Origin of the sequence: Williamsia sp. DF01-3 (assembly GCF_023051145.1) — a bacterium.
Taxonomy (GTDB): Bacteria; Actinomycetota; Actinomycetes; order Mycobacteriales; family Mycobacteriaceae; genus Williamsia.
This window is the reverse complement of sequence record NZ_JALKFS010000005.1, coordinates 3,116,698-3,132,253: the sequence shown is the minus strand read 5'-3', so window position 1 is coordinate 3,132,253 and position 15,556 is coordinate 3,116,698. Positions and strand designations below refer to the sequence as shown.

The 15,556-nt window shown below is 63.6% G+C and carries 14 protein-coding genes; 4 read left to right on the top strand and 10 right to left on the bottom strand.

What is annotated here, in order from left to right:
* Position 1 precedes the first annotated feature (1 nt).
* Complete coding sequence (locus tag MVA47_RS16885) at positions 2-1,501, top strand: precorrin-2 C(20)-methyltransferase (protein WP_247208778.1); 1,500 nt, start codon at positions 2-4, stop codon at positions 1,499-1,501.
* Here MVA47_RS16885 and MVA47_RS16880 read toward each other — a convergent pair.
* From MVA47_RS16880 to MVA47_RS16865, 4 genes are read right to left on the bottom strand one after another with little or no spacing between them, the layout of a single operon-like run.
* The gene (locus MVA47_RS16880; protein ID WP_247208777.1) at positions 1,483-2,241 is read right to left on the bottom strand and encodes a cobalt-precorrin-6A reductase; all 759 of its coding nucleotides are present in this window, start codon (positions 2,239-2,241) and stop codon (positions 1,483-1,485) included. The genes MVA47_RS16885 and MVA47_RS16880 overlap by 19 nt on opposite strands.
* Complete coding sequence (gene cobM, locus MVA47_RS16875; RefSeq protein WP_247208776.1) at positions 2,238-3,005, bottom strand: precorrin-4 C(11)-methyltransferase; 768 nt, start codon at positions 3,003-3,005, stop codon at positions 2,238-2,240. The genes MVA47_RS16880 and cobM overlap by 4 nt, the downstream gene beginning before the upstream one ends.
* Complete coding sequence (cbiE, locus tag MVA47_RS16870; RefSeq protein ID WP_247208774.1) at positions 3,002-4,213, bottom strand: precorrin-6y C5,15-methyltransferase (decarboxylating) subunit CbiE; 1,212 nt, start codon at positions 4,211-4,213, stop codon at positions 3,002-3,004. Before cbiE ends, cobM begins: the two co-directional genes overlap by 4 nt.
* The gene (locus MVA47_RS16865; protein WP_247208773.1) at positions 4,210-4,968 is read right to left on the bottom strand and encodes an SDR family NAD(P)-dependent oxidoreductase; all 759 of its coding nucleotides are present in this window, start codon (positions 4,966-4,968) and stop codon (positions 4,210-4,212) included. Before MVA47_RS16865 ends, cbiE begins: the two co-directional genes overlap by 4 nt.
* 95 nt (positions 4,969-5,063) lie before the next feature.
* Between MVA47_RS16865 and MVA47_RS16860 the strand changes: the two genes are divergently transcribed.
* On the top strand, positions 5,064-5,474 hold the full coding sequence (locus tag MVA47_RS16860) for a PPOX class F420-dependent oxidoreductase (protein WP_247208771.1): 411 nt from the start codon (positions 5,064-5,066) through the stop codon (positions 5,472-5,474).
* A 41-nt stretch (positions 5,475-5,515) separates the two neighbouring features.
* Here MVA47_RS16860 and MVA47_RS16855 read toward each other — a convergent pair whose 3' ends face one another.
* Both MVA47_RS16855 and MVA47_RS16850 read right to left on the bottom strand, forming a co-directional pair.
* The gene (locus MVA47_RS16855; protein ID WP_247208770.1) at positions 5,516-7,075 is read right to left on the bottom strand and encodes an HNH endonuclease signature motif containing protein; all 1,560 of its coding nucleotides are present in this window, start codon (positions 7,073-7,075) and stop codon (positions 5,516-5,518) included.
* 127 nt (positions 7,076-7,202) lie between these two features.
* Positions 7,203-8,321 carry a Xaa-Pro peptidase family protein gene (locus MVA47_RS16850; RefSeq protein ID WP_247208768.1) on the bottom strand — a complete coding sequence of 373 codons (1,119 nt, stop codon included), beginning with the start codon at positions 8,319-8,321 and terminating at the stop codon, positions 7,203-7,205.
* 93 nt (positions 8,322-8,414) lie between these two features.
* Between MVA47_RS16850 and MVA47_RS16845 the strand changes: the two genes are divergently transcribed.
* Positions 8,415-9,461: an alpha/beta fold hydrolase gene (locus MVA47_RS16845; RefSeq protein ID WP_247208766.1), complete on the top strand. Its 1,047-nt coding sequence runs from the start codon at positions 8,415-8,417 to the stop codon at positions 9,459-9,461.
* A 111-nt stretch (positions 9,462-9,572) separates the two neighbouring features.
* The gene (locus tag MVA47_RS16840; protein ID WP_247210858.1) at positions 9,573-10,505 is read left to right on the top strand and encodes a 5'-3' exonuclease; all 933 of its coding nucleotides are present in this window, start codon (positions 9,573-9,575) and stop codon (positions 10,503-10,505) included.
* A 31-nt stretch (positions 10,506-10,536) separates the two neighbouring features.
* On the opposite strand, the gene MVA47_RS16835 is transcribed toward MVA47_RS16840, so the two are convergent.
* From MVA47_RS16835 to tatA, 4 genes are all read right to left on the bottom strand, one after another.
* Positions 10,537-11,250, bottom strand: coding sequence for a DUF4333 domain-containing protein (locus MVA47_RS16835; RefSeq protein ID WP_247208765.1), 714 nt, complete (start codon positions 11,248-11,250; stop codon positions 10,537-10,539).
* Between the two features lie 135 nt (positions 11,251-11,385).
* Complete coding sequence (locus MVA47_RS16830) at positions 11,386-14,178, bottom strand: RNA helicase (protein ID WP_247208763.1); 2,793 nt, start codon at positions 14,176-14,178, stop codon at positions 11,386-11,388.
* A complete protein-coding gene (gene tatC, locus MVA47_RS16825) occupies positions 14,165-15,136 on the bottom strand; it encodes a twin-arginine translocase subunit TatC (protein WP_247208762.1) in 972 nt (323 codons plus the stop codon). The genes MVA47_RS16830 and tatC overlap by 14 nt, the downstream gene beginning before the upstream one ends.
* A 117-nt stretch (positions 15,137-15,253) precedes the next feature.
* Positions 15,254-15,520, bottom strand: a complete 267-nt coding sequence (gene tatA / locus MVA47_RS16820; protein ID WP_099382309.1) for a Sec-independent protein translocase subunit TatA — start codon at positions 15,518-15,520, stop codon at positions 15,254-15,256.
* Positions 15,521-15,556 lie beyond the last annotated feature (36 nt).

Below are 15,556 nucleotides of genomic sequence, written 5' to 3'. Positions count from 1 at the left end.
CATGGCAGTACAGGGAAAGCTCTGGGGCGTCGGGATCGGTCCGGGTGACAGTGAACTCGTGACGGTGAAGGCAGCCCGCATCATCGGTGACGCAGACGTTGTCGCCTATCACTGCGCTCGACACGGCAGGTCGATCGCGCGATCGGTGGCCGAACCTTATCTGCGCTCGGGCCAGGTCGAAGAAAAGTTGATGTACCCGGTGACCACGGAGACGACCGATCATCCCGGTGGGTACCGAGGGGCGCTCGACGACTTCTACACAGAGGCGGCCGAGGTTCTCGCGCAGCACCTTTCGGCCGGCCGCTCGGTGGCACTGCTGGCTGAAGGAGACCCTCTCTTCTACAGCTCGTACATGCACATGCACAAACGGTTGGCGAGCCGGTTCGAGACCGAGATCATCCCCGGTGTCACATCGGTCAGCGCATCGGCGGCGGCCACCGGATTGCCGCTCGTGGAGGCCGACGAGACGTTGACGGTGTTGCCCGGGACGCTGCCGAAGGACGAATTGGTGCGCCGCCTCGAGGACAGCGACGCCGTCGCGATCATGAAACTCGGGCGCACCTTCCCAGATGTTGTTGCGGCCCTTGAGGAGTCCGGACGTATCGATCACGCCTGGTATGTGGAACGTGCTTCGACGGGCGCACAGAAGGTCCTGCCCATACCTGATGTGGACATCACCTCTGTCCCCTATTTCTCGATGGTGGTGATACCAGGCCGGCTGAACAGCCCACCCCTGGCAGAACCGGCTGTCCAGGGCGAGGTGGTGGTGGTGGGTCTGGGGCCCGGCGCGGCGCGCTGGACCACGCCAGAGGTTCGGGCGGAGCTCGCAAGGGCCACCGACCTGGTGGGTTACAAGACGTACCTGAACCGCATCAACCCACGGCCTGGCCAGCGAATGCATGCCAGCGACAACCGCGTCGAATCCGAGCGGGCCTGCCTGGCCCTGGATCTCGCCAAGAACGGCGCCCGCGTTGTCGTGGTGTCGTCGGGCGATCCCGGCGTGTTCGCCATGGCGGCCGCGGTTGTCGAGGAGTCCGCCGACGACCAATGGCGCGATGTGCCGGTCCGAGTGGTTCCAGGGGTCACCGCAGCCAATGCCGTGGCGAGTCTCGCCGGTGCACCATTGGGCCATGACTATGCGGTGATCTCACTGTCGGACAGGCTCAAAGGGTGGGACGTCATCGTCGAGCGGGTACGGGCAGCGCTACGTGCCGATCTGGTGATCGCGATCTACAACCCCGGTTCCGCCAGCCGAAACTGGCAAGTCGCCGAGCTCAAAGGAATTCTGTTGCAACACAAATCGCTTTCGACGCCCGTGATTCTGGGGCGAGACGTGGGCGGACCGGAGCAGTCTGTTGCCATCACCACGGTCGCCGATTTCGATCCGGCTGCTGTCGACATGCGGACGCTGCTCATCGTGGGGTCGTCCACCACCACGGTGATCGAGCGGGCCGGCGGCCGGGCAGTGTTCACCAACCGACGTTACGACAGCACCCGCTGACGGACCCAGCGGGCCGCGTCCTCAGGCCTTTCCACAGCCGTACCGGTCAGGGTGACCGGTCGCTGCACCATGACGACCGGCAATTCGAGCTCGCGAGCCGCATCCAGTTTTGCCCGAACCAGATCTCCGCCGCTGTTCTTGGTGACGATCACGTCAATACGGTGCTCGCGCAGAAGCTTGCGCTCACCTTCGAGCGTGTACGGCCCGCGGTTGCGCAGGATCAAGTTCTGCGGCGGAGTCTTGCGCTCGGGTGGGTCGACAAGACGGATCAAAAACCAGGCGTTCTCGACGTGGGCGAACACATCAACATCCTGGCGACCTGTGGTGAGGAAGACCCGAAGACCCGGCTGTCGGTCGGCGTGCTCGGCGACTTTTGCGGCCGCACCGGCGATGTCCGGAACGTCCAGCCAATGGTCCCCGGCCTGCGGTTGCCATGGGGGCCGACGAAGCGACAGCAACGGCAGTCCCGCCGACATCGTCGCTGCCGCTGCGCTGGCGGAGATCTTCCGGGCAAAAGGATGCGTGGCATCGACCACACCTAGGCACTGTTGCTCGCGCAGCCAGGTCAGGAGCCCGTTCACTCCCCCGAAGCCGCCGATTCGAACCTCACCTCTCGGCAGCGCCGGGTTCTGGACGCGGCCGGCCAGCGAGGTGATGATCGGGATGCCGTCCCGATCGAGTATCTCTGCCAGAGCACGTGCTTCCGCGGTGCCCCCGAGAATGAGAACGGGGCCGCTCACGACGACACGTCGTCGTCACGGAGCTTGGTCATGCGAGCCGACGAGTACAGGTAGCTATCCGGAAAGTGTTCAGCAGCAAGTACTCTGCCCACAAAGATCACCGCGGTACGCCGGACATCCGCCTGTGCGAGGCGGCCAGGAAGTTCGCGTAGAGCGCATCGGATGATCTGCTGGTTGTCGCGGCTGGCAAAAGCAACCACCGCGACGGGGCAGTCGAATCCGTAGTGCGGCCCGAGCGCATCCGTGATCTGTTCGGCTTGATGCGCCGCCAGGTGAAGTGCCATCGTTACACCTGTTCGCGCCAGTTCCGCCAGTTGCTCGCCCTTCGGCATGTCCGTCGAGAGTGTCGACACGCGTGTGATCAACAGAGACTGACCGACGCCTGGAACCGTCAGTTCCTGACCCAGTGCGGCGGCCGCCGCGGAGAACGCCGGGACGCCGGGAACGATCTGGTAGGCCACGCCGTGTTGCTCGAGGAGCCGCACTTGTTCTGCGACAGCCGAATACAAGCTCGGGTCGCCGCTGTGCAAGCGCGCTACATCGTGACCGGACCTGTCCGCCGACACGATGTGCTCGATGATCTGGGACAACGGCATCTTTGCGGTGTTGATGAGGGTGGCGTCGGGTGGGCAGTGCTCCAGCATCTCGGCCGGGACGAGAGAGCCCGCGTAAAGGCATGTGCTGCATTGCGATAGGAGTGTCGCACCACGCAGGGTGATGAGATCGGCGGCTCCTGGTCCGGCGCCGATGAAGTAGACGGTCACTCGACGCTCCTGGGTTTGTCTGCGATCCACTGCGTCACAGGCAAAGTGGGACGCCATGTTGTCATCGTGCCGAGTTCTTCAGCATGGTCGATGTGGAAACGTCGTAGCGTTCCGCCCACCAGAGATCGCCATTTCACGAGCACTGCCTCTGATTCGATCGTCACGGCGTTGGCGACTATTCGGCCGCCGTCGAGAAGGGCTTCCCAGCAGCCATCGATGATGCCTGGTGCCGTGACTCCCCCGCCGATGAAGATCGTGTCCGGGTCGGGCGCCTGTTCGAAATCGTCGGGCGCTCTGCCGAGTACGGTCAGATTGCCGCTGACCCCCATGTCTGCCGCGTTCCGGGCGATTCGCCCGCGCCGCACCGGGTCGGATTCAAACGCTATCGCTGTGCAACTGGGATCGGTGCGCAACCACTCGATGGCGATGCTGCCCGCACCCGCGCCCACATCCCACATCAACTGGCGTGGGGCCGGGCGTAATGCGGTGACCGTCAGGGCACGAACGGCCTGTTTGGTGAGCTGTCCGTCGTTGGAGAAATCGGTGTCGGGAAGTCCTGCCTGACTGCTCACCGAAGGTCCCACACACTGCACGGCCACAAGGTTGAGTCGGTCGACGACCGGTGCTCCCCACGTTCGCGCAATTCCGGTGACATGCCGTTCGCGGTCTGACCCTAGTTGCTCGAGCACCGTGACTTGCGACCAGCCGAATCCATGCGTGGTCAGCAGTTCTGCGATGTGGGCCGGCGAGGTCTGGTCGCGACTCAGGATGAACAATCGTACGTTGTCGGTGACCGCCGAGAGGATCGAGTCCAATGGGCGGTCGACGATGCTGCGTACCGACGTGGTGGACAGGTCCCAGCCCAGTCTAGCGGCGGCGAGACTGGCGCTGGACACCGCCGGAATGATTCGGACGTGTTGCGCGCCAACTTGTTTGACGATGGATGCACCGACGCCGTGAAACATCGGGTCGCCTGAAGCGAGGATGTGGACCGGTTTCGGTTCTGCACCGGCGAGGACATCGTGAAGATGCCTGGACATGGGGCTCGTCCACGGACGCAATTCAGCCTGGACGGGTGCGAGAAGGTCGATCTGGCGGGCCGATCCATAAATGACGTGGGCGGACCGCAGTTCCCGCTGGGCTGCCACGGTGAGACCGTCCCAGCCATCGGCTCCGATCCCCACCACGACAAACCGCGGGTCGGTCATCGTGGCATCCGACGCCAGATGGCCCGAGGCAGCAAACGCATGACGAAGAACACGGGGCGTAGTGCAGCCGGTATCCATACCTCTGTTTTGCCGGCATGCAGAGCCTTGACCACGGCGTCAGCTACCTGAGGAGCTGTTCTCGACATCGGTGCGGGTTTGACGCCCGACTCCATCAGTTCTTTGGTCATGTTCCCGATGACGAATCCGGGGCGTGCCAGCAGTAGGCGAACACCGGTGCCGTGCAACGCGTCCGAGAGACCGGAAGCGAACCCGTCCAGTCCTGCCTTGGTCGATCCGTAGACGTAGTTCGCCCGACGGACCCGGACGCCGGCGGCCGAGGAGAAGACGATGAGGTCGCCGCGTCCCTGTGTCTTCATCGCTGCGGCCAGGGGGGTCATCACACTGATGTGCGCCAGGTAGTCGGTGTGGGCGATCTGCAGTGCGTGCTGGCTGTCCACCTCGGCGCGGGCCTGGTCGCCGAGGATGCCGAACGCGATGATCGCCACATCGATCCTGCCGAACTCGGCGACTATTTTCCTGATCAGCTCGTCGTGCTGCGCCGTGTCATTCGCATCGAACTCGATGGTGTGTACCTCAGCGGCGTTCTCACCAAGCATCCGTTCGCGCTGATCAGCCAAGTCATCGGACCGACGCGCGGCCAGGATCACTGTCGCTCCCCCGGCGAGACGGGCAGCGACCTCGACACCGATCTCGCTACGTCCTCCGAACAGAACCACCACTCGACGATTGCTCACCGGACGAGTATCCCAAATCGGACGCGGACTCTTGTCGGTCAGGCCTCTGAGCGGCTCGTGCTCAGGGATGACGTCAAGTTGACTATTCTCTGTAGATGTCCAAAACAGCAGCCGACCTCACCTCTGATGCGCTCGAGTTCCTGAGCGCACGCCATCTGGGAAGCCTGACCACCGTGCGGCAGGCCGGGACGCCCCACGTTGTTGCGGTCGGCTTCACCTACGACGAAGACGCCGAGGTCGTTCGCGTGATCACCTTCGAAGGAAGCCAGAAGGTACTCAACGTGGAGCGTGCGGGGTATGCGGCGGTCTTCCAGGTGGATGGCCCACGCTGGCTGACCCTCGAGGGCCCGGCGTCGGTGCACCGCGACCCCGACGCCGTCGCCGAAGGTGAACGCCGCTACGCGAATCGCTACAAGCAACCAAAGGTCAACCCCCGACGTGTTGTCGTTCAGATCGAAGTCAAGCGCGTACTCGGCTCACGAACCCTCCTCGGATCCACTGACTAGTTCATAACGCAAGGCCAGAACGCATTGGCTGCCAATACCTATCAGTCTGACGGATCGGGTTTCTTGGCGTCGTCGTCCCCGGTGGCCATTGACTCGTCAGCACTTTGTTGCTGGAGCTGCATGCGTTCTTGGCGTTCGTTGAGTGTTTGTTGGCGTTCGGCGATGATGTTCTGCCATGCCGCCTCGATGGTGTGGTCGGTGTGGTGGGCTCGGTTGATGCGTGGTTGTTGGTCGGGGTCGATGTATGTGGGTGGGATCCAGGCGACTCGGCCGGCGTCGGGGCCGTCGCGGAGCATGATGGTTTGCCATTGGTCTTCGCCGGGTCCGATCATCGCGTGATGCGGGATGCACGCCGGGGCCAGCTCGTCGATGTCGGTGTGTCCGCCGTCGGCCCAGGCGGTGGTGTGATGGATTTCGGTCCAGGAGATGGGGTTACGGCAGCCTGGGCTGGTGCAGCCTCGGTCTTTGGCGAACAACGCCATCCGTTGGCCTTGCTGGGCGGTGCGTTTGGCCCGGGCGAAGTAGAGAACGTCGGCGGAGTGGTTGGCGAACACCGCCAGCGACATATCTGCCTGGGCCGCGAGTTCCAGGGCATCTTTGACCGGCAGGTCAACCCCGGAGGCGGTGTGGGCGATGCCCGCGGCCTCATCAAGCTGTTGTTTGGTCATGGTGATGATGACCTGCACCGGCAACCCACGATGGGACGTACCGAGCAGCTTGTACTCCAGAATGGTCTTGAGGATCGCTTTGAATGCGTCGTGTTGACGTTGGGCGCGGGAACGGGTGTCGCGGCCGGCCGCGGCTTCGATGATCGCCGGGTCCATGCTCGGGTCGTCGACGGCACCCACGGGTGAGTTGGGATCATCAGGATTGTTCATACCCGGTGCTGCCCACACATCCATCACCGTCCGAAACAAAGCCAACGTCGCCGGGTCAAGGTTGCCACTGAGCTTGCTCATCATGTCCAACCCTTGGGGACCGTCCGACAAACCCCGGTTGCGTCTGCGGTCAGCGTCATCGGTCAACGATCCGTCCGGATCAACCCGAGCCAACACTTCCCGACCACACACTTCGAGCTCAGTCGGAGTCGACGTGCGGGCGTTGTCGGTCATCCAGGCATCGACCACGTCATACACTTCCGGTGCTGACTTGTGCGGAATGCGGTCGCGGACTTTGAGCATCACATCCATGTGCGCCAACCCAATCGCACCCTCGGCCAACGCTTCGGCCGCGGCCGGACATTTCGGGGGCAACGCCTCGCCCTGCATCGACAACAACTCACCGGCAGCATCAAGTGCTTTCAACCGTGACGAGGCATCGCCACGAGACACCCGCAGCTCACTCATCACAAACCGGTGCAACGTCGAATGACCAGCCTTACGGAACAAGCCGCGGTCGTTCACCTCCTGCAACCGCTTGAGGCCTTGAAAGGTCAGTGCCCGAACAACTTTCTCGTTCACCCGCACCAACTCAGCAACCTGCACATCATCGACATCATCCGACGACGCGCCAGCAATCCGCTGCAGCACCGCATCGAGATCGCGATACAACCCCACCAACGCCGGCATTGACGGTGGATCCACCGTCACCGAATCAGTCATCGACAAGCCCCCCAGCCCTCGAACCCCTTTCACCAAGTCTACCAACAGAATACGATAAAGTCGAACATGCGTTCGATACCAGGTTGGCGGGCAACACCGATCAAACGAGGAGTCGGAAAGTGGGCCGTCAGACCGACTTCAGCTCGTGAGGCCGCTGATTGAGTGATTCGCATCCGTCGGCCGTGACCACGACGATGTCTTCGATCCGTGCACCCCATCCTCCTGGGAAATAGATCCCGGGTTCGACGCTGAAGGCCATTCCGACCTGCAGCTCGATGTCGTTTCCCTCAACGATGTAGGGCTCTTCGTGGACTGACAGGCCGATTCCGTGACCGGTCCGATGGACGAACTTGTCGGCCAGTCCGGCCTCGGCCAGCACGTCGCGGGCCGCTGCATCGATCTGCTGGGCACTGACACCCGGCCGTACTGCCGCCACCGCTGCACGCTGGGCTTCTTCCAGTATCCGGTACTGACGGGCCATCTCCCCGGAAGGTTCTCCGACACAATAGGTTCGAGTGCAATCCGAGTTGTACCCGGGCTCGACTGGACCGCCGATGTCGACGACCACCACATCGCCGTCTTCGATCACCCGATCAGACACCTCGTGGTGGGGGTCGGCGCCGTTGGGGCCGGAGCCGACGATGATGAACTCGGCGCCGGTGTGGCCCTCGGCGACGATCGCGGCCTCGATGTCGGTGGCGACCTCGCGTTCTGTCCTTCCCGCCGAGAGCCATTCGCCGACGCGAGCATGAACACGATCGATCGCCGCACCCGCTCGGCGCAAAGCGTCGATCTCCGCGTCGTCTTTGATCATCCGTAACTGACGTAGAACGCCGGTGGCCAATTCGGGGCTCGAACCGAACCGAGCTGCCAACGGAACGGTGTGAAGTGCGGGCGCCGCATCAGAGACGCCATAGCGACCTGCACTCACACCTGCTGCTTCGACGGCAATGGCATACGGGTCCTGGCCGTCGACCCACTCGTGGACAACCAGGCCCAGCTCGCCGACCGCTGACTCCCGCAGGGCCGCGAGTTCCAGCCTCGGAACCACGACCTGCGGATCCCTGTCGGGACTGATCACCAACGCAGTGAGACGCTCGAACGTACTGGCGCGGGAACCGGTCAGGTACCGCAGATCGGGTCCGGGCGTGATGAACAGAGCAGACAATCCGGCTGAGGCCGTCAACTGCTGCGCGCGTTGCAGTCGGGACCGATACACCTCTGCTGAGAATCGCTCGTGAGCCATGCCCACCAGGCTAACGGGCCCTCGAAAAGGCTGTCCTCCCGGTGAGAGGTCGCTGAACGGGCGAAAACGGCCGGTTCGACGGAAAATGTACAGATGGGATCGAACGACGGCACTGTGAACAGTGGACGCGAGCCGCGCAGGCTCCGTGCTGTCCCGAGCGCGCAAATCGACCCGCAGTTCGCGACTCTGCACGGTTACAAGCGCGCATTTCGGATGGCGGGGAGCGGTCCGGCCGTCTTGTTGCTGCACGGAATCGGTGACAACTCGCTCGCCTGGGAGCCGGTGTTCGAGCAGCTGAGCGAGAAATACACGGTGATAGCACCCGACCTTCTGGGTCATGGACTGTCTGACCGGCCCCGAGCCGACTACTCGGTCTCGGCATTCGCGAACGGGATGCGTGATCTGCTCACGTACCTCGATATCGAACGCGTCACCGTGGTCGGACACTCGCTGGGCGGGGGCGTGGCCGGCCAATTCGCCTACCAATACCCGGAGATGGTGGAGCGGCTGGTTCTCGTCGGCACCGGTGGCGTCACCAAGGGGGTCAACCCAGCTCTTCGAGCGTTGTCGCTGCCCCTCTCCGAACTCGCCTTGGGCGTGATCTCTGTACCCGGAGTGTTCCCGACCTTCTCGACTGTCGCCCGGATGATGCAGAACCTGTTGCCCATGGCGATGTTCCGCGACAACACCGAGGTGGTCCGTGTTCTCGAGCGCATGCCGGAGAAGGGCTCGGCCGAGGTGTTCGCGCGGACTCTACGATCGGCTGTCGACTGGCGCGGCCAAGTGGTCACCATGCTCGACCGCTGTTACCTCAGCGCTGCCATCCCGACTTTGATCGTGTGGGGGTCCGACGACCAGGTGATCCCGGTGAGCCACGCCCATATGCTGCACAGTGCGATGCCTGACTCGCAGCTCGAGATATTCGAGAAGTCAGGCCATTTTCCGTTCCGCGACGAGCCTGCCCGGTTCGTCGATCTCTTCCTCCGATTCGTCTCGGCCACAAACCCTGCGTCGATCACTCGCAACGACGTGAAAGTGGCCCTGCGACAAGGCCCTCCGCCCAGGCCGCTGACGGGCGATCCTCATACGCGAATCGCAGTTCTCGACGCGATAGACAGCGACGAACGAAGCGCGACGTAGAACTGCCGCCGACCGTCGTCCGCGGACATCGTTCGGATCCACTGGGATCACCGGGACGCGCGATCACCACTCGGTGGATCTGGCATGGTTTACGGCATGAGCCAACCAGTGATGCTGCTAGACGGTGCGAGTCTGTGGTTCCGGGCTTTTCACGCTTTGCCGGAGAAGATGACCGCTCCTGACGGACGTCCGGTCAACGCCGTCCGCGGATTCCTCGACATGATCGCCGCCCTGGTCACGCGCGAGCATCCCCATCGATTGGTTGTGTGTCTGGACCTCTCGTGGCGACCCACATTTCGCACGGACCTCATCCCCTCGTACAAGGCGCACCGTGTCGCCGACGCGGCGGGAGACGGATCGGAAGAGGTGCCCGACACGCTGACACCCCAGGTCGACATGATCATGAACGTTCTCGCAGCAGCCGGGATCTCGACCGCCGGCGCAGAAGGCTGCGAGGCCGATGACGTGATCGGTACCCTTGCCCACACCGAAGCCGTGGATCCGGTGGTGGTGGTCAGTGGAGACCGAGACCTCCTGCAAGTGGTGGCAGACGACCCGGTTCCGGTGCGGGTTCTGTATGTGGGGCGCGGGCTCGCGAAGGCCGAGATGTACGGCCCTGCCGAAGTCGCCGAACGATACGACGTGCCGACTTCCGATCCGGGTTCGGCGTATGCCGAAATGGCGATCCTCCGGGGCGACCCATCCGACGGACTGCCCGGGGTGGCCGGAATCGGGGAGAAAACGGCGTCAAAACTGTTGCAGGCGTTCGGGACTCTGGACGAACTGGAGCGTGTCGCTGCCACGACCGCCGACAAGCGGATCTCCACCCGCCAGCGCACATCTCTCAAAGCTGCCGCCGACTATCTCAGCGCCGCTCGCACGGTGGTGTTCGTCCGAACCGACGCAGAGATAATCAGCAGCGGGGACGACCGGTTGCCCAGCGAGCCGGCAGATCCGGCCGCGTTGGCCGATCTGATCGAAGAGCTCGGCATCGGCTCGGCGGTCTCCCGACTCGGGAAAGCACTGGGTTGGCAGTTCCCCTGATCAACTAGCAACAGGCGAGCGACCGCAGGCGTCAGCCGGCGGTCGGCTGACCCACCTCGTACTTGCCGTCATCGTCGAGGAACGTGATCTTGACCTGCTGATTGGCGCCGCTCACCGTCACCGTGCAGGTGAAGCTGTCGCCCTTCTTGATCTCTTTGTCCTTGGGACACTTGACGTTTTCGACGCCCTCTGCCTGATAGTCGTTCTCCAGAACGGTTTTGACACCCTCCTGGGCCGCCTCCTGGCTGAGTACCTTCGTGACGGCGAATCCGGGTGCGAGAAACGCTGTGACGGCCAAGATCACCGCGATCAACGCCACCACGGACGCCCCGATGATGAGGGGCAGCTTCTTTCCCGACTTCGGCTGAGCCATCGCCGAGAACTGATCCGAGCCGCCGGGTCCCGGCTGTCCGTACTGGCCGGGCTGGCCGTACGGACCGGGTTGTCCGTACTGGCCCTGGGGCTGGCCGTAACCGGGCTGACCTTGAGGTTGGCCGTAATTGCCCGGCTGTCCCTGGGGTTGGCCGTAGTGGCCGCCCTGCTGCGGGTAGTTGGGCGGCTGATACTGGCCGGGCCCCTGCTGACCCGGGTTCTGCTGAGGCGGGTACTGCTGCGGTGGCTGTTGCTGACCCCACCCCTGCCCCGGTGGCGGGCCCTGTGTCGGTTGACCCCACGGGCCCGGTTGCTGACCCTGCTGCCATTGTTCAGGCGATCCGGGGTTGTTGGGGTCGTTGGGCCCGCTCATGTGTTCCCTCCGCTTGTCCGCACCGTGGAAACTCGCGGTGCCAGAATTACCGACCCCGAACATACCGCACACCCATCGAACGGTTCAGCAGACGCGACCGGCAAACGCAGAGGTAGACCGGCCGGAGCCCACGGTTCAGCCGAGTTCGACGGCCACCACACCTTTTCGGATACTGGCGATGGCTGCGGAAGCGGAACGGGTCAGACGCGACTGCCCGGATGTCTGCAGGCTTGCGGCGGTTCTGATCTGTTCGAGCAGGTCGATGACCTGGCGGCTCCATCGGACGAAATCACCGGCCGGAAGTGAAGTGCCGCGCTCCCCGGCCGCCGCGAGCACCTCGGTGAGCCCTCGACCCGATGCCCACAGATAGATTGCCGTGGCGAACCCGGCGTCCGGCTCCCGCGTGGGTTCCACGAGATGCTTCATCTCCAGGCGGGTCAGGTCATGCCAGGCCGAGTGGGTCCGGTGCAGCGCGTCGCGCACACTGACCACTCCGGTCACGAGCTCGGCGCCACCGTACGAGTCGCGCCGGGATTCGTAGACCACCGACGATGCGACAGCCGCGAGTTCGGACGGACCCAGCTCATCCCACAACCCGTCTCTGATGCACTGACAGATCAGCAGGTCGCTCTCGCTGTACACACGGCTCAGGGTGTCGCCTGCCGACGTGATGTTCAGCTCGTCCTCCGCCTCCGCCTTCTCGAGATAACCCAGTTCGATGAGCACCGCCACAATGCGGTTGAAGTTGATCGACAACGTCGAGGTTCGCTGCGCAACCGACTCTTCGAGCGCCGAGATCTCACGCGCAACCCGGTTTCGTCGTTCGGCCAACCGAAAGAGCTCGTCGTCTTGAGGTATCTGATGCGCTGGGTGATTGCGCAGTTCGCCACGCAGACGACTCAATTCACGGTCATCTGCCGCGCGGGCGCGCTTCGCTTGTTTACCGCGGGGCATGTCGATGCCCGACGACCGCAACGCGGACGCGAGGTCTCGCCGACCGCGCCCCGTACGCCTGTCGATCTGCTTGGCGAGCCGCATGTTGCCGAGCACCTGGGGCGGGTTCAGGAAGTCGCGGGGACCGACCCTGCCACACCAGGCGTCCTCGCAGATCACAAGGGGCTTGGGATCGCGAATGTCTGTCGCCGGTTCGAGAACCACCGCGAGCCCTCGGTGCCGGCCACCGTGCAGGCCGATGACCTGACCACGCTTGAGTGCGGACAGATCTTCGACCGTGCTCTGCTGCGAGGCCATCCGTGACTCGAACTTGAGCGAGCGCTCTCGAGACCGGATCTGCTCGCGCAGCCTGGTGTAACCCAGGAACCCGTCGATGCCTTCGTCGAGGCCGCGGCCATCGGCGCGGCCTTCCAGTTCGACCTCGATCTTGCGCAGTTGACGGCGCGCGGTGTCGATCTGCCGGGCTTGACCGACCACCGACTTGTCCGCCTGGAACTGTGCGAACGATCTATCCAGCAAATTCCGTGCACCGGCCAAGCCCAGCCGCCCGATCAGGTTCACGGCCATGTTGTATTCAGGCGCAAAAGAACTGCGCAGCGGGAACGTGCGGGCACCAGCCAGGCCTGCGACGCGCGTCGGTTCGAGATCGTCGGTCCACACGACCACCGCGTGGCCCTCGATGTCGATCCCTCGACGCCCGGCTCGTCCGGTCAGCTGGGTGTACTCTCCCGGCGTCAGGTCGACATGCGCCTCGCCGTTGAACTTGATCAACCGTTCCAAGACGACCGATCGTGCCGGCATGTTGATGCCCAAAGCCAGTGTCTCGGTGGCGAAGACAGCTTTGACGAGACCTTTGACGAACAATTCTTCGACGGCATGACGAAACGCGGGCAGCAGTCCGGCGTGGTGGGCGGCGAACCCTCGCGTGAGACCTTCGCGCCAGGCGGGCACACCGAGTATGTCCTGGTCGGCTGCCGAGAGTTCGGCAACGTACTTGTCGACGATGATGTCGACCTGCTTGGCCTGGTCGGGCTCGAGCAACCGGAGGCCTGAACGCAGGCACTGGCTCAGTGCACCCTCGCATCCTGCTCGCGAGAAGATGAAACTGATTGCGGGCAGCAGACCTTCACGATCGAGTCGCGCGATGAGGTCGGGCCGGGAAACCGGTCTCGGAACGCCCCCACGGCGCCCCTCACCACGTTGGGGTCCGCGCCGACCGCGTCCGCGTGGAGGAAAATCGTCGTCGCGTCGCGCCGCGAGTTCACGATGCCGGATGTAGCGGGTGAGTTCTGGATTGACCGCCGGCTTCTTGTTCGGTGCAGCGGCATCACGGTGATCGAACAGGTCGAAGAGTCGGTTGCCGACCAGCATGTGCTGACTGAGCGGCACGGGCCGATGTTCGTCGACGATCACCGTGGTGTCCCCACGGACGGTCTGGATCCACGCACCGAACTCTTCGGCGTTGCTGACCGTCGCCGACAGGCTCACCACGCGAACCGAGGGAGCGAGGTGCAGGATGACCTCCTCCCACACCGCGCCGCGAAAGCGGTCGGCCAAGAAGTGGACCTCATCCATCACCACATGCGAAAGACGGTCGAGCGCGGGCGAATTGGCGTAGATCATGTTCCGCAGCACCTCGGTGGTCATGACCACCACGGGTGCCGCGGAATTGATCGACGAATCGCCGGTGAGCAGACCGATGGACTCCGCACCGTGTGCCCGAACCAGATCCGCGTACTTCTGGTTGCTCAGCGCCTTGATGGGGGTGGTGTAAAAGCACTTGGTGCCGGCGGCCAGGGCGAGATGCACGGCGAACTCGCCGACGATCGTCTTGCCCGCGCCGGTGGGCGCGCACACCAGGACGCCGTGTCCGTCGGCGAGCGCCGAGCAGGCATCACGCTGGAACGGATCGAGGGCAAATGGCTGACGCCCCGCAAATGTGTCCAGCTCGAGTTGCGCCTCAGAGAGTGTCATCGAAGTGATCGGCTCCGCTCATCGAAGGGGCCGTCGACACCGGCGCGGGGCGCTCGACCGGGCCGGAAGCGGGTACCGATGCCGTCGGGCCGCCGATCGGTGAGGCCTCGTCATCACTGACGTCTCCCCATTCGGCTTCCTGACGTTTGGCCTTGCGGTAGTCGTGCAGATGCGCGATCTGGATCGCCATCTCGAGCAGGATCGTCAATGCGCCCGCCAAGGCGAGCATCGTGAACGGATCAGACCCCGGTGTGAAGAAGGCGGCGAACACGAACATGCCGAAGATCAGTCCGCGACGCCAGGCCTTGAGACGCTCGTAGCTGAGCACGCCGATCATGTTCAGGGCCACGATCAGCAACGGGAGTTCAAAACTCACCCCGAAGATGATCAGCAGATGCAGCAGGAAGTTGAAGTACTGGTCGCCGGCGAGCGCTGTGATCTGCACGTTGTCACCGATGGTCAGCAGGACCTCGAACGCCTTGGTCATGACGAGATAGGCAAGCACGGTTCCGGCGAGGAACAGCAGGGCCGCGCAGCTGACGAACGAGACCGCGTACTTGCGTTCCTTGTCGTGCATGCCCGGGGTGATGAACTCCCACAGTTGGTAGAACCAGATCGGGCACGCCATCACGAACCCGGCAGTCAGCGCCACCTTCAATCGCAGCATGAACTGGTCGAACGGGCCGGTCGCGAGAAGACGGCAGGCATCGTCGCCGGTGAGGTTGGCGCGTGACGATTCCGGCAGATTGCAATAGGGCTCCCGCAGGAGATCGCCGAGCGAGTCGATACCCAGGAAGCCATGGGAGTACCACACGAAACCGAGGATCGTGGTGAGTGCTATCGCGGCCACCGAGATCAGCAGCCGGGTCCGCAATTCACGCAGGTGATCCACCAACGACATCGTTCCGTCGGGGTTCACCTTGCGCTTGCGGCGCCGAGGGTCAAGAGGAATGCGCACGGTATGAACTATTCAGGTCAGTGAGAGGTGCGCCGAACAGAAAGCGACCTCTCCGGTCCGCAGTGTGGTCCATGAAGAGGTCGTCGTCCTGTGCCGGCCGTACGGCGGTGGAAACGCTCAGGCAGATCTGCGTTCGGATTCGGTGCCGGTGGCCGAAGCAGCGTCCGTTCCCGTGGTGATCTGTCGTGGGTCCGGGGTCGCGGCGGTCGTCGGGGGTGTCTCCGTGTCCGACTTGCCGTCGTTCTGCATCTCCTTGACCTCACTCTTGAAGATGCGCATCGACCTGCCCAGTCCGCGCGCGGCGTCAGGAAGCTTCTTTGATCCGAAAAGGATCAGAAAAACGACCACCACCAGGATGATGTGCCAAGGCTGTAATGCGTTCATGGTGCGGTTACCTCTCCCAATCGAGTATGTCTGCGA

What these genes read in the sequence shown, in the direction of transcription:
- MVA47_RS16885 (WP_247208778.1), top strand. Translation starts at nt 2, where the DNA reads ATGGCAGTACAGGGAAAGCTCTGGGGCGTCGGGATCGGTCCGGGTGAC.
- cbiE (WP_247208774.1), bottom strand. Translation starts at nt 4,213, where the DNA reads ATGACCGACCCGCGGTTTGTCGTGGTGGGGATCGGAGCCGATGGCTGG.
- MVA47_RS16860 (WP_247208771.1), top strand. Translation starts at nt 5,064, where the DNA reads ATGTCCAAAACAGCAGCCGACCTCACCTCTGATGCGCTCGAGTTCCTG.
- MVA47_RS16855 (WP_247208770.1), bottom strand. Translation starts at nt 7,075, where the DNA reads ATGACTGATTCGGTGACGGTGGATCCACCGTCAATGCCGGCGTTGGTG.
- MVA47_RS16850 (WP_247208768.1), bottom strand. Translation starts at nt 8,321, where the DNA reads ATGGCTCACGAGCGATTCTCAGCAGAGGTGTATCGGTCCCGACTGCAA.
- MVA47_RS16845 (WP_247208766.1), top strand. Translation starts at nt 8,415, where the DNA reads ATGGGATCGAACGACGGCACTGTGAACAGTGGACGCGAGCCGCGCAGG.
- MVA47_RS16840 (WP_247210858.1), top strand. Translation starts at nt 9,573, where the DNA reads ATGCTGCTAGACGGTGCGAGTCTGTGGTTCCGGGCTTTTCACGCTTTG.
- MVA47_RS16835 (WP_247208765.1), bottom strand. Translation starts at nt 11,250, where the DNA reads ATGAGCGGGCCCAACGACCCCAACAACCCCGGATCGCCTGAACAATGG.
- MVA47_RS16830 (WP_247208763.1), bottom strand. Translation starts at nt 14,178, where the DNA reads ATGACACTCTCTGAGGCGCAACTCGAGCTGGACACATTTGCGGGGCGT.
- tatA (WP_099382309.1), bottom strand. Translation starts at nt 15,520, where the DNA reads ATGAACGCATTACAGCCTTGGCACATCATCCTGGTGGTGGTCGTTTTT.